The 16,644-nt window shown below is 48.9% G+C and carries 19 protein-coding genes and 1 tRNA gene; 1 reads left to right on the top strand and 19 read right to left on the bottom strand.

Annotated features, from left to right (window positions below):
• Window positions 1–411: 411 nt before the first annotated feature.
• The 6 genes from HMPREF9453_RS07390 to mscL all read right to left on the bottom strand — a co-directional run bounded on the left by HMPREF9453_RS07390 (window position 412) and on the right by mscL (window position 6,153).
• Entirely contained in the window at window positions 412–882 is a 471-nt protein-coding gene (locus HMPREF9453_RS07390; protein WP_262359552.1) for a hemagglutinin repeat-containing protein, read from the bottom strand.
• A 302-nt stretch (window positions 883–1,184) separates the two neighbouring features.
• On the bottom strand, window positions 1,185–1,667 hold the full coding sequence (locus HMPREF9453_RS07385) for a hypothetical protein (RefSeq protein ID WP_008859932.1): 483 nt from the start codon (window positions 1,665–1,667) through the stop codon (window positions 1,185–1,187).
• An 899-nt stretch (window positions 1,668–2,566) separates the two neighbouring features.
• Complete coding sequence (locus tag HMPREF9453_RS07380; RefSeq protein ID WP_008859931.1) at window positions 2,567–3,016, bottom strand: universal stress protein; 450 nt, start codon at window positions 3,014–3,016, stop codon at window positions 2,567–2,569.
• Window positions 3,017–3,129: 113 nt separating this feature from the next.
• On the bottom strand, window positions 3,130–4,203 hold the full coding sequence (locus HMPREF9453_RS07375; protein WP_008859930.1) for an MBL fold metallo-hydrolase: 1,074 nt from the start codon (window positions 4,201–4,203) through the stop codon (window positions 3,130–3,132).
• Between the two features lie 249 nt (window positions 4,204–4,452).
• Window positions 4,453–4,932 carry a hypothetical protein gene (locus HMPREF9453_RS07370; RefSeq protein ID WP_008859929.1) on the bottom strand — a complete coding sequence of 160 codons (480 nt, stop codon included), beginning with the start codon at window positions 4,930–4,932 and terminating at the stop codon, window positions 4,453–4,455.
• Window positions 4,933–5,721: 789 nt separating this feature from the next.
• Window positions 5,722–6,153 carry a large conductance mechanosensitive channel protein MscL gene (gene mscL / locus HMPREF9453_RS07365; protein WP_008859927.1) on the bottom strand — a complete coding sequence of 144 codons (432 nt, stop codon included), beginning with the start codon at window positions 6,151–6,153 and terminating at the stop codon, window positions 5,722–5,724.
• Window positions 6,154–6,511: 358 nt separating this feature from the next.
• Between mscL and HMPREF9453_RS07360 the strand changes: the two genes are divergently transcribed.
• Window positions 6,512–7,681, top strand: a complete 1,170-nt coding sequence (locus HMPREF9453_RS07360) for an iron-containing alcohol dehydrogenase (RefSeq protein WP_008859926.1) — start codon at window positions 6,512–6,514, stop codon at window positions 7,679–7,681.
• A gap of 60 nt (window positions 7,682–7,741) precedes the next feature.
• On the opposite strand, the gene HMPREF9453_RS07355 is transcribed toward HMPREF9453_RS07360, so the two are convergent.
• The 13 genes from HMPREF9453_RS07355 to ylxM all read right to left on the bottom strand — a co-directional run bounded on the left by HMPREF9453_RS07355 (window position 7,742) and on the right by ylxM (window position 16,352).
• A tRNA-Leu gene (locus HMPREF9453_RS07355) sits at window positions 7,742–7,825 on the bottom strand.
• Window positions 7,826–8,144: 319 nt separating this feature from the next.
• Window positions 8,145–8,567 carry an Rrf2 family transcriptional regulator gene (locus HMPREF9453_RS07350; protein ID WP_008859925.1) on the bottom strand — a complete coding sequence of 141 codons (423 nt, stop codon included), beginning with the start codon at window positions 8,565–8,567 and terminating at the stop codon, window positions 8,145–8,147.
• A gap of 104 nt (window positions 8,568–8,671) precedes the next feature.
• Window positions 8,672–9,241, bottom strand: a complete 570-nt coding sequence (locus tag HMPREF9453_RS07345; RefSeq protein WP_008859924.1) for an NADPH-dependent F420 reductase — start codon at window positions 9,239–9,241, stop codon at window positions 8,672–8,674.
• Between the two features lie 203 nt (window positions 9,242–9,444).
• The gene (sstT, locus tag HMPREF9453_RS07340; protein ID WP_008859923.1) at window positions 9,445–10,701 is read right to left on the bottom strand and encodes a serine/threonine transporter SstT; all 1,257 of its coding nucleotides are present in this window, start codon (window positions 10,699–10,701) and stop codon (window positions 9,445–9,447) included.
• A gap of 286 nt (window positions 10,702–10,987) precedes the next feature.
• Window positions 10,988–11,722: a YebC/PmpR family DNA-binding transcriptional regulator gene (locus HMPREF9453_RS07335; RefSeq protein ID WP_008859922.1), complete on the bottom strand. Its 735-nt coding sequence runs from the start codon at window positions 11,720–11,722 to the stop codon at window positions 10,988–10,990.
• A gap of 6 nt (window positions 11,723–11,728) precedes the next feature.
• Window positions 11,729–12,310 (bottom strand): RNA methyltransferase, encoded by a 582-nt coding sequence (locus HMPREF9453_RS07330; protein ID WP_008859921.1) that lies wholly within the window; start codon window positions 12,308–12,310, stop codon window positions 11,729–11,731.
• Window positions 12,311–12,384: 74 nt separating this feature from the next.
• Window positions 12,385–13,131 carry a tRNA (guanosine(37)-N1)-methyltransferase TrmD gene (gene trmD, locus HMPREF9453_RS07325; protein WP_008859920.1) on the bottom strand — a complete coding sequence of 249 codons (747 nt, stop codon included), beginning with the start codon at window positions 13,129–13,131 and terminating at the stop codon, window positions 12,385–12,387.
• Window positions 13,132–13,207: 76 nt separating this feature from the next.
• Window positions 13,208–13,705 (bottom strand): ribosome maturation factor RimM, encoded by a 498-nt coding sequence (gene rimM, locus HMPREF9453_RS07320; RefSeq protein ID WP_008859919.1) that lies wholly within the window; start codon window positions 13,703–13,705, stop codon window positions 13,208–13,210.
• A gap of 1 nt (window position 13,706) precedes the next feature.
• Window positions 13,707–14,105 carry a YlqD family protein gene (locus tag HMPREF9453_RS07315; RefSeq protein ID WP_232217338.1) on the bottom strand — a complete coding sequence of 133 codons (399 nt, stop codon included), beginning with the start codon at window positions 14,103–14,105 and terminating at the stop codon, window positions 13,707–13,709.
• Between the two features lie 20 nt (window positions 14,106–14,125).
• Entirely contained in the window at window positions 14,126–14,353 is a 228-nt protein-coding gene (locus HMPREF9453_RS07310; RefSeq protein ID WP_008859917.1) for a KH domain-containing protein, read from the bottom strand.
• Between the two features lie 12 nt (window positions 14,354–14,365).
• Window positions 14,366–14,629, bottom strand: a complete 264-nt coding sequence (gene rpsP, locus HMPREF9453_RS07305; RefSeq protein WP_008859916.1) for a 30S ribosomal protein S16 — start codon at window positions 14,627–14,629, stop codon at window positions 14,366–14,368.
• A gap of 28 nt (window positions 14,630–14,657) precedes the next feature.
• A complete protein-coding gene (gene ffh / locus HMPREF9453_RS07300; RefSeq protein WP_008859915.1) occupies window positions 14,658–16,019 on the bottom strand; it encodes a signal recognition particle protein in 1,362 nt (453 codons plus the stop codon).
• Window positions 16,020–16,028: 9 nt separating this feature from the next.
• A complete protein-coding gene (gene ylxM, locus HMPREF9453_RS07295; protein WP_008859914.1) occupies window positions 16,029–16,352 on the bottom strand; it encodes a YlxM family DNA-binding protein in 324 nt (107 codons plus the stop codon).
• Window positions 16,353–16,644 lie beyond the last annotated feature (292 nt).

The raw sequence follows: 16,644 nt of genomic DNA, 5'->3' as shown, positions 1-16,644 counted from the left end.
TTCGGGCAGAATATCCGTCAGAAGTCTTGCTGGTCGAATCGCTCTTGGAACGATTCCTGAACGATCTGCCCGCTCTTTGGATGAGTCGTCTGCGTGCACAGAAGTGTGCGTGAATGGCTTTCGACATTCAGTTCAAGCTGATTTATCAAGGCATACGGGATGTTTTCCGTGTGCGAAGTTTGAGGTTTTGATATATAACAGCTAAAATAAAAAGTGCAGCATAAATTTCAACTCCGCTCAACATAAGCCAGCCTGAAATATCACTAAGTATCATTTATTATTATCCTCCCAAGCATGAGATAAGGTAGAAATATCCTTCCCCTGGTTCTTCTTGTCCGTAATAACGATAGTCCCTTTCGCAATGGCCGCTTTGGTAGTGCTGCCTGCCTTATCCTTCGCGGTGGGGCTCATCTACGGCGTAAGGCCACGGGAGTTGAGGGGCGTGGTGCTGTCTTTGGGAACATAGGAGATGCCCATTCCGCCTGCTTTGTAGTCGGCTTTATTTTCTACATTTTCCCAGCTTAAAGTACCGGTGCGGAGATTGTTCTTATCCGCATCGCCTTTGCTGTCTATGACGGCGCCTTTGTGGTGGGTATTATCCTTGACGGAAATGTCAAAGCCCTTGTCTCCGGCGTAAATGCCTGCCTGATTTGTCACGCTTTCGTAACGGGAGTTTGTGTGAGATTTACCCGTCGAAGCAAAGCCGGATACTTTGCCGGAAGGAATGTCATAGCCCAGGGAGATACCGGTGTTCTTTCCATTTTCCCGGTAGGTCTTCCTGTCCTGTTCACTTTCCATGCTGAGGCTTCCGCCTGCATCTGCCTGTACTTTTTCCCCTTCTATCCGGTTTCCTTTAAGAATCATATCCCTGCCGCTTTCCAGTGAGAAGAACCTATTTTCTCATTTAGTAAGAAAATCTCAATATCCCCGCAATCATACAGGAAAAGCGTTCTTTTACAAGTTAATATTTCCATCTTTATTAATCAATAAACTAACTCCACAAAAAATAATGGAAACATATGCTAACCCTCTTACATCTAGATATATAGCCCAAAAACAGTAATTATTCCTATTAACAGCACAGTTCCGCTAACACCTAAATGCTTTTTCATATATTTCAAAATATTCATAATCATGTCTCAATTTGAAGGCTGCTGCTAATATCTGTAGTCTTCTTTCATAATCTAGCTCCATAAGGATCCTATTAACTTAACAAACTGCAATAAATATAAATGATAACTAAAGATAATCAAAAATTGCATACCCATGATAAATGCAATAACAAGAATGCATTTCATCATTCGTTTACTAAAAATCTTAAAGCTGAAATCCTTCTTCAAAATGAAATGACTATAAATCCATCCATGAGCAAACATCCCGGCAAACTCTAATAAAAATATTCCCAGGGTAATTTCTGTATTTATATCCTCATCATCATTTATTTTCAAATTAATACTAGTCGAAATTATCCAAACCAGCGACAATAAAAAGCAATTTATCAATAGTATAAGGCTGATGAGATAGCTAATTAAATTCTCTCTACGAATCAAGTGATTTGCCAGACTGTCGTAAATATAATGGAAAATCATATAAACCAAATATAGCGAAACCGCACTGCCGCTAAAAAATAGCAGAGGAGAGCCAATAGCAAAGCTAATATCATTCATATTCTTAATCCTCCGCAGAATGATATTGATTTAGCCTTTTCCCGAACTCAATATCATTAATAGATTCGTATCCACCATTTAATAAATATTTAACATACTCACGTCTTGAATCAACTATTCTGCCAATCGCATTTCCTAAATTCCCAGTGCCATTTAACTTCAAAGCGTAATCATCCACATCAATTGAAGACTTGCCCAGCAACTCCTAATAGTCATATTATTCAGTATTATCTATAATAAATAGATTTCTTAATTGTCTTTTCAAAAGATACAGCATCCTGGCAGGTTTAATTTTCTCAATGCATTGAAGCAAAATGCGTCCCTTTATAGATGGTTATTTTATTGTTTCTTTGTATAAATATATGATTGCATATTTCATGTAAAAGAGTAGAACTCAATTCTATTATAAAATAATATATTTACGTTTTATTTCGTTTTTATATTATATATTACTTTTGTAGAAAAGGCGAGTTGAGACTATGTGCAGCCTTTCCCTTCCTGATACCTCTTCCCCTTCCCCATGACTATCCATATAGAAACAGCACCGGCGAAGTCCTCTCAGAAATCCTGCAGGCGCCCATCCATGGAGCAGGAGGGAGGGGATGGAAGGAGGCTGCTTCGCTTCAGTGCACTGGAAAATGGAAAACAAAGAGCATAACGGCCAGGAGCAAAATGAGGAGCATGGCGGAATGCCTGCCCTGTGGTATGTTCTTTTCCCTGCAAGAAGGCTTCACAGATGTATGTGAGGCCTTTTTGTGGTGCCGATTTACCATGCCCCAAGCTGCACATCGGGATGACGCAGGGACAGGCAGCATGCCATCATTTGAAGAATTTTCAGGAGAATAGGGGAGCAATAAAAAACTGTAAGGAAATGATTCATATTTCCTCACAGTTCTTTTTTATTTCACAATCAGTACGGGGCATTTGGAGCGGCTCACCATGTAGCTGGATACGGAGCCCATGAAAATACCTTTCAGCGGTCCAAGGCCGCGGCTGCCCATGACTACCAGATCGCAGCCCTTTTCTTCTGCCATATTGAGAAGCACCGGTCCCGGAGATCCCACTTCGTACAGTTCTTCGTGGGCAACGCCTTCCGGAATCATGGCGGCTGCTTCTTTCAGATCATCTTTGCACTGTTCTTCCAGATCTTCCGAAAGCTTCGTGGTGAGACAGCCTTCGGCAATGGATACCTGGTCGAAGTTGCTCATGGCAGACACCATATTGCACACAGAGGCAATATAGAGGGTCGTGCCGTCTCCTGCCTTTGCCAGGTCTATGGCATGGAGAAGTGCTTTTTTCGCATGGTCGGAACCATCATAGGGAACCAGAATTTTTTTATATTTTAACATAAAACCCCCACCTTTCTTTTCCTGTGAAACGGGGAATCTTTTCTTTTTCTTATTATATCATACGCAGGAAAGGACAGGAAAGCAGAACGGTTTCATTCCCGCTGAAGAATTTTCTAAAAGATGAAGGTATCATTTTCGGGCTTCACCTTTTTATTATGGAAAGGCACCACCAGCGGCATGTCATTCTCAGCCTTCAGGTCTTCCATTTCCTGCCAGGTGAGGTGGTTGGGCCAGAGGGCAAATTTGGCTCTTCCTGTCTGGAAGAAGCAGCGGGCTTTTCCGTAGCCGTGAATGCTTCCGGTGAGGAGGACTCCCATATCAGGATGGTCCAGAATCAGCTGACGGCTGGAGGCTCTGGAAAGCTGGGCGTCAGTGAGGAAATAGATATTTTCTTTTTCAATGGTTTCGTTATCCCAGCGCTGGAAGATGGAAAAGGGAAGTTCCGTGATTTCATCATGGACGAAATATTTTCTGTGACCCAGATGGAGCCATTCATCGTACAGTTTGGGCGACATATAAATCCCATGGTCCCTGCCGAAGGTCTCATGGAAAAGGATCCCCATGGAAAGGCCCCTTCCATAATGGGGCACCGGCAGGAGAAGGGGCGCGCCGTCCTTCATGAGAGAGGAAGCGGTGTCTGCCACCTGTCTTCTAAGGTCCCTCCCCCTATCCATCCTGCTGTAGGCAGCGTCAATGACTGCCATGTCGGCGTGAAGGCCCCGCACGGCGTCGCAGCGGTAGAAGGTATCATTTTCCCGATAATCGCCGGAGAAGAAAAGGCTTCTTCCTTCTACAAAAATATGAAACCACACGGCGCCGGCGCAGTGGCCTGTACGTCCCCATTTCACCCGAAATCCCGGCTCCAGTTCCAGTTCCGGCGCCGTGGAGTCCAGAATCATGGTATTCCAGGGTTTATAGTGAAGCTGGCGGTAGGTCTGATTAGACATGAGCACCGGCCCTTCAAATCCCTGTTTCACCAGGTACTCAATGGCCCCGGTGTGATCCCTGTGGGAATGGGTAATGAAGAGATACTCTGCCTTATGAATCTGCTCCGGTGTCAGGTCCGGTATCCGGTCCAGCCCGTCGGTAGAGGTCCCTGCATCCACTATAAAAGCGTGGCGGTCTCCCTCCACGTAGAAACAATTTCTTCCTTCATCACCGCATCCACCTGCTATAAAAAGCTGCATATCCACATCTCCATCAGGGCTCCTTGGCGGGCCCTTCCAATTTTGATTTCGCAGGCCTTTACCATGGGCCAGTGGCCGGATATTTCCTACAAAACCGTACTTTCGTATCATTAAGACAAATAAAAGGAGCCTTGCAGCATGGTAAGGCTCCTTTGCTTTGTATTTTATTAATACTATTATATAATTTTTATTTACCTTTGTAAAGGCAGAGACATGGGGGAAATGCCGGTTCCCGGGACCCCTTTGTCTTTAATAAGAAGTTTTGGATACGCGGTAAAGAGCGATGTAAATATCCTCTGCTTCGTCTGCCGGTTCATTGGGATTGCCGGGATAGGACACGGCTTTGCCATCGGGGGTATAGGCGCCTTCCAGCTTGTTCAGGATACGGTACTTGATTTTCTGCCCCAGCTGGTCTGCTCCCACCGCCGTATCATACCGGAGGATATAGTCCACCATGCGGTAATTTCCATAATCCGGCCAGGTGAGGGGATCCTTGTAAATTTCTGCATACAGGGTGGCCCGGATGACCGGAAGCTCACCGGCGGAAACAGGATCCCGCTCAATGGTATCGGCATCGGCGTAGATCCTCTCGTCGTCAGAGGTATACACCACCACATACTTATCATAGTCATTCATCAGCTTTTCCGACGAAGGCAGTTTATCAGCCGCCATGGATACGCCGGGAATCAGGGCACAGGCAAGAGCCAGCGCTGCCAGTTCTTTTTTCATGGGAAATCCTCCTTTTGAATAAGAGTCATTTTTACTAATTCTATTATACCCTATGAATCGGACCTATGGCAAAAGGGAAAGCAGTTATATTGTTAATTATTGTTATTTTATTTTGGAGATATGCTTGACAATGATAGTAAACCGTTGTATCATATAGTCGTAAACAAAAAGGAAATCACCATTGGCCGTGGTGGTTCCACTCATTGTTACCAATCTTTCTCAACAATCCAACGTCTCCAAAAAAGCCTCCCGCAAGGGAGGCTTTAGACGTGTATGGGAGATGAGTGGGCCAGTGGGCTAGTGAGCTAGTGTGAGCTGGTGAGCTGTTGAGACAGCTTTCCGCTATCTGCTGTCCGCCGACTGGCATTTAACGGCCTATGTATCACTAGCGGCAAGTACCAGGATTCTTCGGCTGACCGACCCCGAATGACGAGTCCGGCAGGAAAGGATGCACGTAACGTTTGGCTCCTTCCCGCCGACTGGCATTTAAGGAAGCACTGATTAATTCATAGAGTTTTCTTTTATAAGAATTTTTATGCACTGTTTCGTCATGGGCTTCCTTAAATAGCTCGCTATTCGCGTCAGCCCATTCCTCGCATTGCATAAAAATTCAAGAATAAAAACAAACAATGATTTAATCAGCGCTTCCTTAACGGCTGCTGTGCCACTAACGTCATGCACCGAGATTCTTCGCCTGCGGCTCAGAATGACGAGTCCGGCGGGAAAGGGAACGCGAATCAGCCGCGCAGCGGCTGTCACCCCTTCCCCTCTGAACCTTTTTCTATACTATTACTTCAGTTCTGCCGTGCAGTGAGGGCAGCGGGTGGCATCGTCGGCAATGACTTCTTTGCAGTAAGGGCATTTTCTCGGTTCTTTGGCCGGTGCCTTCGGGAAGAAGCGGTTGATCTGCTTGACTACGATGAAAATAGCGAAGGCCACAATGAGGAAGTCGATGACATTGTTCAGGAACTGGCCATAGGCAATGACAGGGATTCCCATTTCCTTGGCTTCAGCCATGGTAGAAACAGGCACCCTGGACAGAGGCAGGAAGAGATTGGAAAAATCAATGCCTCCCAGAATGTATCCCAGCGGCGGCATGATAATGTCGCTCACCAGGGAGGAAACGATCTTCCCGAAAGCGGCCCCGATGACAACGCCGACTGCCATATCCACCACATTGCCGCGAAGGGCAAAATCTTTAAATTCTTTAAGCATGCTCATGAAACAGGAGCTCCTTTCCCACGACGAGAATACGTTAAAATATTTATCTCACTATATCACAGTTTCCACAGGGAGTACAACAGGATTTTACAGGGAATTTTTCCCATGTCCCGCCGCTTTTATAATAATGACTATTAGTCATATCTAATCAAATGCTTATACAGTTTTCTCAAGAATCTTTCTCGCCTTCCTTAAAAGCGTTATAATAAGGGTGAACCAAAAGAAGGATTCCGGGTAGGGATACATATAATAGTAAAAGATACCTGTACCAGAATCGTTCTAAACAGAATAAAGGCCGGCCTTGATGCCGGAAAACAGGCAGGCGGCCGGCATCTTTCGTAAAAAGGAGGAGATTTTTATGTTCCGTTTTACACTGCCAAGAGATATCTATGCAGGTTATGGTGCCATTGAGAAACTGGCTGTGCTGAAGGGCCATAAGAGAGCCTTCATCTGCACCGGCGGCCATTCCATGCGTCGGGGCGGTTTCCTGCAGAAAGCAGAAAAGGTACTGAAGGATAACGGCATGGAAACCCGCATTATGGAAGGCATTGCGCCGGATCCCTCCATCGAGGCCGTCAGGGAAGGTGCCAAAGCTATGAGTGAATTCCAGCCTGATGTGATTGTAGCCATCGGCGGCGGCTCTCCTATTGATGCGGCCAAAGCCATGTGGGTTTTCTATGAACATCCGGAGCTGTCCTTCGACGATGTGAAGAAACCCTTCTCTTTGCCGCCTCTCCGGCAGAAGGCCATTTTCGTGGCCATTCCTTCCACCTCCGGCACCGCTACGGAAGTCACTTCCTTCTCGGTGATTACGGACTATAGTACGGGCATCAAGTATCCCCTGGCCGATTTCAACCTGACGCCGGACCTGGCCATTCTTGACCTGGATATTCCGCTCACCATGCCGCCCAAGCTCACTGCCCACACCGGTATGGATGCCCTCACCCATGCCACGGAAGCCTATGTTTCCACCTGTGCCAACGGATTCACCGATCCTTTGGCCAAACAGGCAGTTTCTGACATTTTTGACAGTATACTGGAATCCTATCACGGCGATAAGGAAGCCCGGGGTAAAATGCACATCGCCCAGTGTCTGGCCGGCATGGCCTTCTCCAATGGCCTTCTGGGTATCACCCACTCCCTGGCCCATAAGATCGGCGCTGTGTTCCATATTCCCCACGGCTGCGCCAACGCCATCCTCCTGCCCTATGTGATTCAGTACAACAAGAAGGCCTGCATGAGCCGCTATGCCGACCTGGCACGCATTGTGGGACTGCCGGGCCACACCGACGCCCAGCTGGTTCTGTCCTATGAAGATGCCATCCGGCACCTGGACCGCATGATGGACATTCCTCTTTCCCTCAAAGATTACGGTGTTCCGGAAGCGCTGTACCTGGAAAAGAAGGACGCCATCGCTCACAATGCCGTCCTGGACGCCTGCACCCCGGAAAACCCGCGGAAAGTGGATGATGAAACCATGGGCCGCATCCTGGAATGCGCTTACTACGGAAAACCAGTCACGTTCTGATAATATCTCACAATAAAAAGGGCTGTGAAAAAATGATTTCCATTTTTTCACAGCCTTTCTTGGTGCGAGCGAAGGGACTCGAACCCTTATGCACAAAGCGCAGGATCCTAAATCCTGTGCGTCTACCAGTTCCGCCACGCTCGCATGAATAGTTTTATTATATAAGAGAACTCCGCCAGGGTCAAGAAATTCCAGCTCCCCCAAAAGAGAGTATAGAAAAACAGTTCCCTAAATTGGAGGAGGATGATTGAAAATATCTTTCTGGTGGGGAACTGTTTTTGACGAACAAAGAGAGGCAGGATTTCCTGCATCTCTATTGTACACCTTTTTTGAGAAAATTTATCAAAATTTATGATAGTCATTTTCTATAAAGAGGTATAAATTTTTTGTCATCATGAGGGCCGCAGCTTTGACGCAGACTGGGGAAAAAGTTCTGCGAAACGAACCTCACCGCCCATAACCCTCACACGGTAATATCCCCTGCCACGTCAGAGAGCGTAAAGGATGCCAGCTTGTCTTCCATGGCCTTCTGCACTTCTGCCAGTTTTCCATCCAGCGCGTGGTGGATATCCCTTCCCACGGGACATCGGGGATTGGGATGCTCATGGAAGTGGAAGAGACCTTCTTCTTTCAAATTTTCCGTGGCCTCATAAACATCAAGGAGGGTAATATCCTTTGGTTCTCTGGCCAGAAAGGTGCCGCCGGTGCCGCGGTGCACTGTAATCATGCCGGCCCCCTTCAGGCGGGAAAGGAGGCGGCGGATGATGACCGGATTCACCTCGATGCTGCCGGCCAGCACGTCGCTGGTAATCTTTTCCTTATGCTGGTAAAGGGCTATATAGGAAAGCATGTGAATGGCAATGGTAAATTGACTGGAAACCTGCATGGTACCTCCTTCATTTCAATGCATCTGATACTGTTATCATAGCAGATTGCGGAAATAAAAGTAAGGCGGGCATAACCCGCCTTGTCTGTCTTCCAGGAAAGGAATCAGTGAAGAACTGCAAATCCGCCGGTCCAGGAAATCTTCTTTCCTGCTGCCAGAGAAATCTGCAGGAATCCCAGCGCTTCCATTTCACGAGCCCGCTTCAGGGAGCCTGCATCCATGACGGAAAGTCCGCTTCCTTCCAGGGCCTGGGCCAGTTTCTTTTTAGCATCTGCAGAGTCAGAAGCTGCCAGTACCACCGTCGGTTCCTTCTCTCCTACCTTTCCTGCCGAAAGCACGCCGGCGAAGGTGGTATTGAAGGCCTTGACCACCAGAGCCTCCGGCACCTTTTTCTGAATTTCAGCGGCTGCCGAGGAATCTGCCGGCACCACCAGACCGTCGAAGGTATCAAAGTTCACGGGATTTGTAATATCCACCACCACTTTGCCTGCCAGTTCCTCTTTATGGGCAGAAAGGATGCTGTCCACGGCGCCGTAGGGAACGGCCAGTACCACCATGTCTCCCAGGGCCCCTTTGAAATCGCGGCCTCCATAGGTGACCTTCTGTCCTGCCTTTTCAAAATTGCCGCCAATGGCCTTTCCCATATTGCCCTTGCCAAAAATTGTAATTTCCATTTGAATTCCTTCTTTCTATCAATGAAGAATGATTCTGTTCATTCTGTATAAAATATGTAACTTTCTGTGTTACATTTAATATAACAGACTCCCTTACATCTGTCAATCACTATATCTAAAATTTTCATATTTATTTTTTTGCAGGCAAAAAGGGCTGTGAAAAAATGATTGCCATTGTTTCACAGCCCCTTTGAGCCATTTTATTATTTTTCCTTCGGAACCATATCTTCCGCCCGAAGGGTGCCTTTCTTCCGCCGGTCTGCAAATTCAGCGGTAGCAGTGAAGAGGACATCACTGGAGCTGTTCAGCGCCGTTTCGCAGGCATCTTCCAGTACGGAAATAATAAATCCTACTGCCACCACCTGCATGGAAATATCGTTGCCAATGCCGAAGGAAGCGCAGGCCACCGGAATGAGGAGGAGGGATCCCCCTGCCACACCGGAGGTGCCGCAGGCGCCGATGGAGGAAACGATGCAGAGCAGGAAGGCTGTGGGCAGGTCGATGGCAAGGCCCAGTGTATGGGCAGCTGCCAGAGCCAGCACGGAAATGGTGATGGAGGCGCCGGCCATGTTGATGGTGGCCCCCAGGGGAATGGAAATGGTGTAGGTATCGGGATTGAGTCCCAGCCTTTTGCAGAGGGACAGATTCACCGGAATATTGGCAGCGGAAGATCTGGTAAAGAAGGCATACACGCCGCTGTCTTTCACCGTGGCCCACACCAGGGGATAGGGATTCTTACGGGTCTTCATATACACAATGAAAGGATTCATGACAAAAGCCACCAGGCCATAGGAAACGATGAGCACTCCCAGCAGCTGGGCATACCCCAGAAGCGCGGAAAGGCCGGCGGTTCCCACGGAATCGGCTACCAGTCCCATAATCCCCAGAGGTGCAAAGTGAATGACCCAGCTGACCATTTTCGTAATGGCGCCGGCCAGATCATTGAGGCAGTTTCTTGTCGCTTCACCGGCAGTGCTGCGAAGGGCAATGCCAAGAATCACCGCCCAGGCCAGGATACCGATGTAGTTGGCATGCATGAGAGCCGATACGGGATTATCCACCACGCTCAGAATGAGGGAATGAAGGACTTCCACAATGCCGCTGGGCGGTGCCAGCTTCGCATCCGGTGCCACCGTCAGATTCAGGGTCGTAGGGAAAAGGAACGACATCCCCACCCCTACCAGGGATGCGCAGAAGGTGGCAATCATGTAAAGCTCGATAATCGGCTGAATGCTGTTTTCTGCATTCTCCTTCTTCTGGGCCATGGCATTCATCACAAGGAAGAACACCAGAATCGGCGCTACCCCTTTCAGGGCCTTCACGAACAAATCGCCGAAAATCTTCACCACCGGAATCACCGGCTGGAAAAACAGGGCAATCACGATACCAATCACAAGACCTATGGCAATCTGCTTAATCAGCGCCACTCCGGTCACCCATTTTTTTATTGTTGTAAGCAAAATAAACCTCCTCTATCCCAATAACATAAAACTTCTGTCCTTCCCGCAGACAGAAGGAGCAGCCCTGCTGCCCATAAAAAAGAAAGAACCCCCCTGGACAGGCATTCTTTCCTTGAACTTTTATAGTATACAGCACCGGCCCGTATCTTGCAATCAATTTATTTTTGAATGATATTTTGGCATAGCTATGCAGGAGATGAAACAGAATTTAAAAGCCTTCCTTTCACTTGGATGCCTCTTCAAAATGCCAATAAAAAAACTCCCCAAAGGGAGTCTTCTTATTTCCTTATTCCTCATCTTCCGGAAGTTCTGCGTTGGTGTACACTTCCTGTACATCATCCAGATCTTCCAGTTCAGCGGTCAGGTGAGCCATGGTCTGGGCTGCATCGCCTTCCAGCTTTACATAGTTATCAGGCACCATAGCCACTTCGGAGGCCTCTACCGGAATGCCTTCTTTTTCAAGGGCATCGGATACGGTAAGGAATTCTTCCGGAGTTGTAGTGATTTCATAGCTGTCTTCATTGGAGGATACATCTTCCGCACCGGCATCAAGGGCAACCATCATGACCGTGTCTTCATCAGCTGCATCCTTGCTCACAATGATGGAGCCTTTTTTCTTGAACATCCAGGATACGCATCCCGGGGTGCCTACGGAACCGCCGTGATGGGTGAAGGCATGGCGGATATCTGCTGCCGCCCTGTTACGGTTGTCGGTGTTGCATTCGACAATGACTGCTGCACCGCCGGGGCCGTAGCCTTCATAGGTCACTTCATCGAAGCCTGCACCGCTGGCAGCGCCTACGCCTTTGGCGATAGCTCTCTGAATGTTTTCCTTAGGCACATTGTTCTGCTTTGCCTTGGTGAGGGCCAGCTTCAGACGCATGTTGCCTACAGGATCACCGCCGCCCATGCGGGCTGCAATGGTGATTTCTTTGGAAATTTTCGTGGTAATTCTAGCGCGGATGGCATCGGTTTTGCCTTTTTTACGCTTAATGTTTTCCCACTTGGAATGTCCGGACATAGTAAATTATTCCTCCTTTTTATTCCACCAGGGTTCGCCCAGAAGGCGGTCGAGGATAATGGCCACGGCGCTTCTCACACAGAGGTGATTGTAAGTGCCGGCGCCATAAATCGGTTCCACAATATAATCAAATTTTTTCATCATTTCCTTGGTCATGCCGAAGCCTGTACCGAAGAGAATGAAGATGGGAGTATCCTCGTCGTGGATTTTCCTTCGCATGGCTGCGTAGGAGATAGTATTAGGATACACCCTGGCGTCGGTGGTGACAATAGCCGGTTTTCTGCCGGTTTCTTTTTCAATCCATGAAATCGCATCTTCCAGTGTGGGAACCAGTTCGGTTTCTTCAAAGGCTTCCTTGCGATTGGCATTGTAGTGTACGCCGCCGCCGGTTTTCCAGTGATTCATAATGCGAAGGGCCATTTCACGCTGTGCTTCCACAGGATGCACGATGAAATATTTCTTCACGTCGTAGGTTTTTGCCGTTCTGGCAATGTCATGGAGGTCGTAGTTGGTCAGTGCCGTGGTGACGACTTCCATGTGCTTGTTGTAAATAGGATAGTGGATGAGACCTATGTATACAGGTGCCATAGTCACTCCTCCTTTTCTTCCCTGAGGAAATGCTGATTAAATCAGTGTCTGCTTTTATCTTATGAAAGCAAAATCTATGAATGAATCAGTTCTTCCTTAATTTCCGCCATGAGTTTTCTGTCTTCTTTGGAGAGTTCCTGCCCTTCCAGAAGGTCCGGGCGGTATGCCATGGTTCGGCGGAGAGCTTCTTTCCTTCTCCACCGGGCGATGTTGGCATGGTGGCCGGACAGAAGAACGTCCGGTACTTTCCATCCGTTGTATTCCGCCGGTTTGGTGTACTGGGGATATTCCAGGATGGGTTCGTAGAAGGAGTCGCTGGCTGCGCTCCCTGCATCTCCCAGGACGCCGGGCACCATGCGGGCTACCGCATCGCTGATGACCATGGCACCCAGTTCGCCGCCGGTAAGCACGTAGTCGCCGATAGAAATGAGTTCATCTGCCAGATGTTCCTCCACCCGGTGGTCCACGCCTTCGTAGTGGCCGCAGATGAGCACCAGATGGTCATAGTCTCTCTGAAGTTCTTTCGCCTTGTCCTGGTTGAAGGTCTTTCCTGCCGGTGACAGGAAGATGACCCGGTCCCTCGGGCCTTTTTCAGGGAGAACGTGATGGCAGGCATCAAAAAGCGGCTGGCACATCATCAGCATGCCTGCCCCGCCGCCGTAAATGGTGTCATCCACCTGTCTGTGGCGGCTTTTGGTAAAGTCTCTGGGATTGGTCACAGCCATTTCTATAAGTCCCGCTTCCAGGGCCCGTTTGATCATGCTCTGGTGAAAGAATGCTTCCACGAATTCCGGAAACAGGGATAATATATCAATTTTCAAGTTGACAGCCTCACAGCGGCTTTCCGCCGCCTGTCTCCTTCCGATAGGGAAGGGGCAGCCGGCACACAGGGTTAAACTATTCCCACTCCGGCAGGCGCACCGTCATACGTCCTGCCTCGACATCAATGGAGAGAACGCATGACGGTATGGCCGGAATCAGGATTTCCTTTCCTTCCGGTGTGCTGATGGAGTACACATTATTGGCTCCGGTTTCTATGATTTCCTTCACAGTCCCCACAGCCTTTCCGTCTTCCGTCACTACCTGAAGCCCTATGAGCTGGAAGTAGTAGTAGGACCCTTCTTCCCTTTTGGGGAGTTCCGAGAAAGGAACTTCCACCACTTTGGAAATCAGGGTTTCTGCCATGTTCCTGTCATCCACCCCTTCCACATGAAGGATGTACACATTCTTGTGGGGACGGGCGGAAAGGAGATGGCAGGGTTTCCCTCCGATATAGATGGTTTTGAGCTTTTTAAAAATCTCCGGCCTGTCCGTATCGGGAAGAATACGCAAATCACCCCGCACACCATGCGGGGCTACGATTCGGCCGACGATTATCATTTCATCGGGTTTCATATCAGTTACGGAAAGCGATGATCTTTCCATCTTCTACCAGGATCTCGCCGCCGGTTAAGGCGTTCATGTCATCCCCCACATGGACGGTGACGATCCGGTTCATGGGCTGACGGTTCAGTTCAGCACCGATAGCCAGCTTTTCCAGGTGTTCCTTGTCAGCATTCAGCTTATCCTTCACCTGCTGCATACGGGCTTTCTGGGCTTCGTACTGAGCGCGGAGAGGAGCGACGGCCTGAATGTTGATTTTGGCCTGTTCAGCCAGTTTGCCATTCGCTTCGAATTCAAGCTGCGCCATATCGTGTTCGACACGGCTGATATTCTGCCCGATTTCATTGAGCAGCGTGGTCTTTAATGTTTCGGTGAGCTTGGATTTCACAGCTACCGGAACTAGAATCTGCATTTCTTCCATTAAGGCACCTCTCAAATAATATCCACAGCTACCTTGCGGTTTTCACGCAGGGCACCTGCTTTGACAACGGTGCGGATTGCATTGGCAATGCGGCCTTTTCTGCCGATGACCTTGCCCATGTCTTCCGGGGCAACATGGACCTGATAAATCTCCAGGCTGCCCTTTTCGACTACGGTAATGGAGACGGCATCAGGGTTCTTTACCAGAGCCTTGACAAGTGTTTCCACTAATTCTTTCATACGCGGCCCCCATTATTTCTTTGCTTCTGCAAACTTAGCAAGGATGCCATTCTTTCTGAGAATAGAACGAACGGTGTCGGTCGGCTGTGCGCCTTTTCCAAGCCAGGAAAGAACCTTTTCTTCATCAATCTTTACCGGAGCGTCCAGTTTTGCAGGGTCGTACCAGCCGATGGTATCAGCAGGAGCGCCGTTTCTTGCTTCTCTGGAGTCGATAACTACGATACGGTAGAAAGGATTCTTCTTAGCACCCATACGGGTCAAACGAATTTTTAACATGAAATTCACCTCCTTGAATTGGTCTCGATTATTTATGGAACATCCCGGGGAAACCGGACAGATTTCCCAACTTGGATGGATTCATCTTCTTGCCCCTCATCTTCTTCATGGTCTTCTGCATTTCAGCAAACTGCTTCATCATGCGGTTCACATCCTGAATCTTGACGCCGGCCCCATTGGCAATGCGCTTCCGGCGGCTGCCGTTCAGGATTTTCACATTGGTCCTTTCTGCAGGAGTCATGGAGAGGATGATTGCCTCGATATGCTTGACTTCCTTGCCGTCCAGGTCGATGTCCTTCAGCTGATCCTTGAACTTGCCCATGCCCGGGAGCATGCCCAGGATGGACTGGAAGGAACCAAGCTTCCTCACCTGTTTCAGCTGCCGCAGGAAATCATCCAGAGTGAATTCACCCTTTCGTATCTTTCCTGCCGCATCCTTCAGGGATTCGGCATCCATATTTCTCTGGGCTGTTTCAATCAATGTTTCCAGGTCGCCCAGATCCAGAATACGGCCGGCCATGCGGTCCGGATGGAAATCTTCCAGCCCGCCGTCCAGTTTTTCGGAAACGCCAATCATTTTGATGGGCTTACCGGTGACAGTCTTGATGGAAAGAGCTGCACCGCCTCTGGCATCGCCGTCCATCTTTGTCAGGATGGTCCCGTCGATGCCAAGGTTTTCATCAAAAGCCTTGGCTGTAGTCACCGCGTCCTGGCCGGTCATGGAGTCCAGTACCAACAGGATTTCCTGGGGATGCACCTCAGCCTTGATATTCCGAAGCTCCGCCATGAGCTTTTCATCAATGGTCAGACGGCCGGCAGTATCCAGAATGACGATATCCCGGTTATAGGACCTGGCCGTATCCACAGCATAGGACGCAATGTGTACAGGGTCCACATTCGGCGGCATCCGGTACACCGGTACATCGGTCTGCTGCCCCAGCACTTCCAGCTGCTTGATAGCGGCAGGACGGTACACGTCGCAGGCTGCCAGAAGCGGCCGGTGTCCTTTTTTCTTAAACATAAGCGCCAGCTTACCGGCGGTGGTGGTCTTGCCGGCCCCCTGGAGACCTACCAGCATGATCACCGTCATGCCGGTGGATGAAAGGGTGATCTTGCTCTGGGTGCCGCCCAAAAGTTCCGTGAGCTCATCCCGCACGATCTTAATGACCGTCTGGTCCGGTTTCAGACTGCCGAAGACCTCTTCCCCCATGGCTTTTTCACGAACATGGGCGATGAAATCCTTAGCCACCTTGAAATTGACATCTGCTTCCAGAAGAGCCCTTCTGACCTCCCGGAGAGCGCCGTCGATATCACTTTCAGAAAGCTTGCCTTTCCCTCGCAGATCTTTAAATGCAGACTGCAGCTTATCTCCTAAACTTTCAAATGGCATAAGGTCACCTCAATCCCATAAACAGTCAATCAGTACACGAGCTCTGGTATGATACTGATCCGGAATCAATTCCATGAGCTCCCTGGCCGCCCTCTCCTTATCCCCTCTCATGGAAACAAGATGAAGAGCGGACTCATAAGTCATAAGCTGTTCCTCCCCGTGGCGCATGGCATCATGCACCGCCTGCCGGGAAATATGAAAATGCTCCGCAATCTCCGCCAGCGTCAGATTCTCATTATAGTATAAATCAAGACAATCCCGCTGGCGGTCTGTAAGGAGGGCCCCGTACTTATCCAGAAGCTCTCCTTTTTCTACAATATTTTCTATCGACATAGTATCACCACAACGTGAACCATTATACAGGAAGAAAGGAGACTTGTCAAGGAAATCTGCTTTACATAAGGTGGGGCGCCCTGCGCCCCACAGGTTCAGAGGGTTCAAAGGGGAAGGTTGACAGCCCCTGCGGGGCTGAGAGTTCTTAAGGTTCGTAAGTTTGACGGGCCTGCGGCCCGAAGGTTGTGGTATCGCCCTTGCGGTGCACAGCGAACACATTTAGCACTAGCGAACTGGATTTGTAAGGGAGCATCAGCGACCTGAAAATCCAGTGAGTCAGTGACAGCAGTGG

It is taken from the genome of Dialister succinatiphilus YIT 11850, from assembly GCF_000242435.1.
Classification (GTDB): Bacteria; Bacillota; Negativicutes; order Veillonellales; family Dialisteraceae; genus Dialister; species Dialister succinatiphilus.
The sequence above is the reverse complement of the archived record's forward strand: the minus strand, read 5'-3'. Positions and strand labels throughout refer to the sequence as shown.

Coding starts and splice junctions, on each gene's coding strand:
- HMPREF9453_RS07370 (WP_008859929.1), bottom strand. CDS start 4,932: ATGAAAAAAGAACTGGCAGCGCTGGCTCTTGCCTGTGCCCTGATTCCC.
- mscL (WP_008859927.1), bottom strand. CDS start 6,153: ATGAGCATGCTTAAAGAATTTAAAGATTTTGCCCTTCGCGGCAATGTG.
- HMPREF9453_RS07385 (WP_008859932.1), bottom strand. CDS start 1,667: ATGAATGATATTAGCTTTGCTATTGGCTCTCCTCTGCTATTTTTTAGC.
- HMPREF9453_RS07360 (WP_008859926.1), top strand. CDS start 6,512: ATGTTCCGTTTTACACTGCCAAGAGATATCTATGCAGGTTATGGTGCC.
- HMPREF9453_RS07345 (WP_008859924.1), bottom strand. CDS start 9,241: ATGGAAATTACAATTTTTGGCAAGGGCAATATGGGAAAGGCCATTGGC.
- HMPREF9453_RS07375 (WP_008859930.1), bottom strand. CDS start 4,203: ATGCAGCTTTTTATAGCAGGTGGATGCGGTGATGAAGGAAGAAATTGT.
- HMPREF9453_RS07315 (WP_232217338.1), bottom strand. CDS start 14,105: ATGCAGATTCTAGTTCCGGTAGCTGTGAAATCCAAGCTCACCGAAACA.
- rpsP (WP_008859916.1), bottom strand. CDS start 14,629: ATGTTAAAAATTCGTTTGACCCGTATGGGTGCTAAGAAGAATCCTTTC.
- rimM (WP_008859919.1), bottom strand. CDS start 13,705: ATGAAACCCGATGAAATGATAATCGTCGGCCGAATCGTAGCCCCGCAT.
- HMPREF9453_RS07335 (WP_008859922.1), bottom strand. CDS start 11,722: ATGTCCGGACATTCCAAGTGGGAAAACATTAAGCGTAAAAAAGGCAAA.
- ylxM (WP_008859914.1), bottom strand. CDS start 16,352: ATGTCGATAGAAAATATTGTAGAAAAAGGAGAGCTTCTGGATAAGTAC.
- HMPREF9453_RS07350 (WP_008859925.1), bottom strand. CDS start 8,567: ATGCAGGTTTCCAGTCAATTTACCATTGCCATTCACATGCTTTCCTAT.
- ffh (WP_008859915.1), bottom strand. CDS start 16,019: ATGCCATTTGAAAGTTTAGGAGATAAGCTGCAGTCTGCATTTAAAGAT.
- HMPREF9453_RS07380 (WP_008859931.1), bottom strand. CDS start 3,016: ATGTTAAAATATAAAAAAATTCTGGTTCCCTATGATGGTTCCGACCAT.
- HMPREF9453_RS07330 (WP_008859921.1), bottom strand. CDS start 12,310: ATGGCACCTGTATACATAGGTCTCATCCACTATCCTATTTACAACAAG.
- HMPREF9453_RS07310 (WP_008859917.1), bottom strand. CDS start 14,353: ATGAAAGAATTAGTGGAAACACTTGTCAAGGCTCTGGTAAAGAACCCT.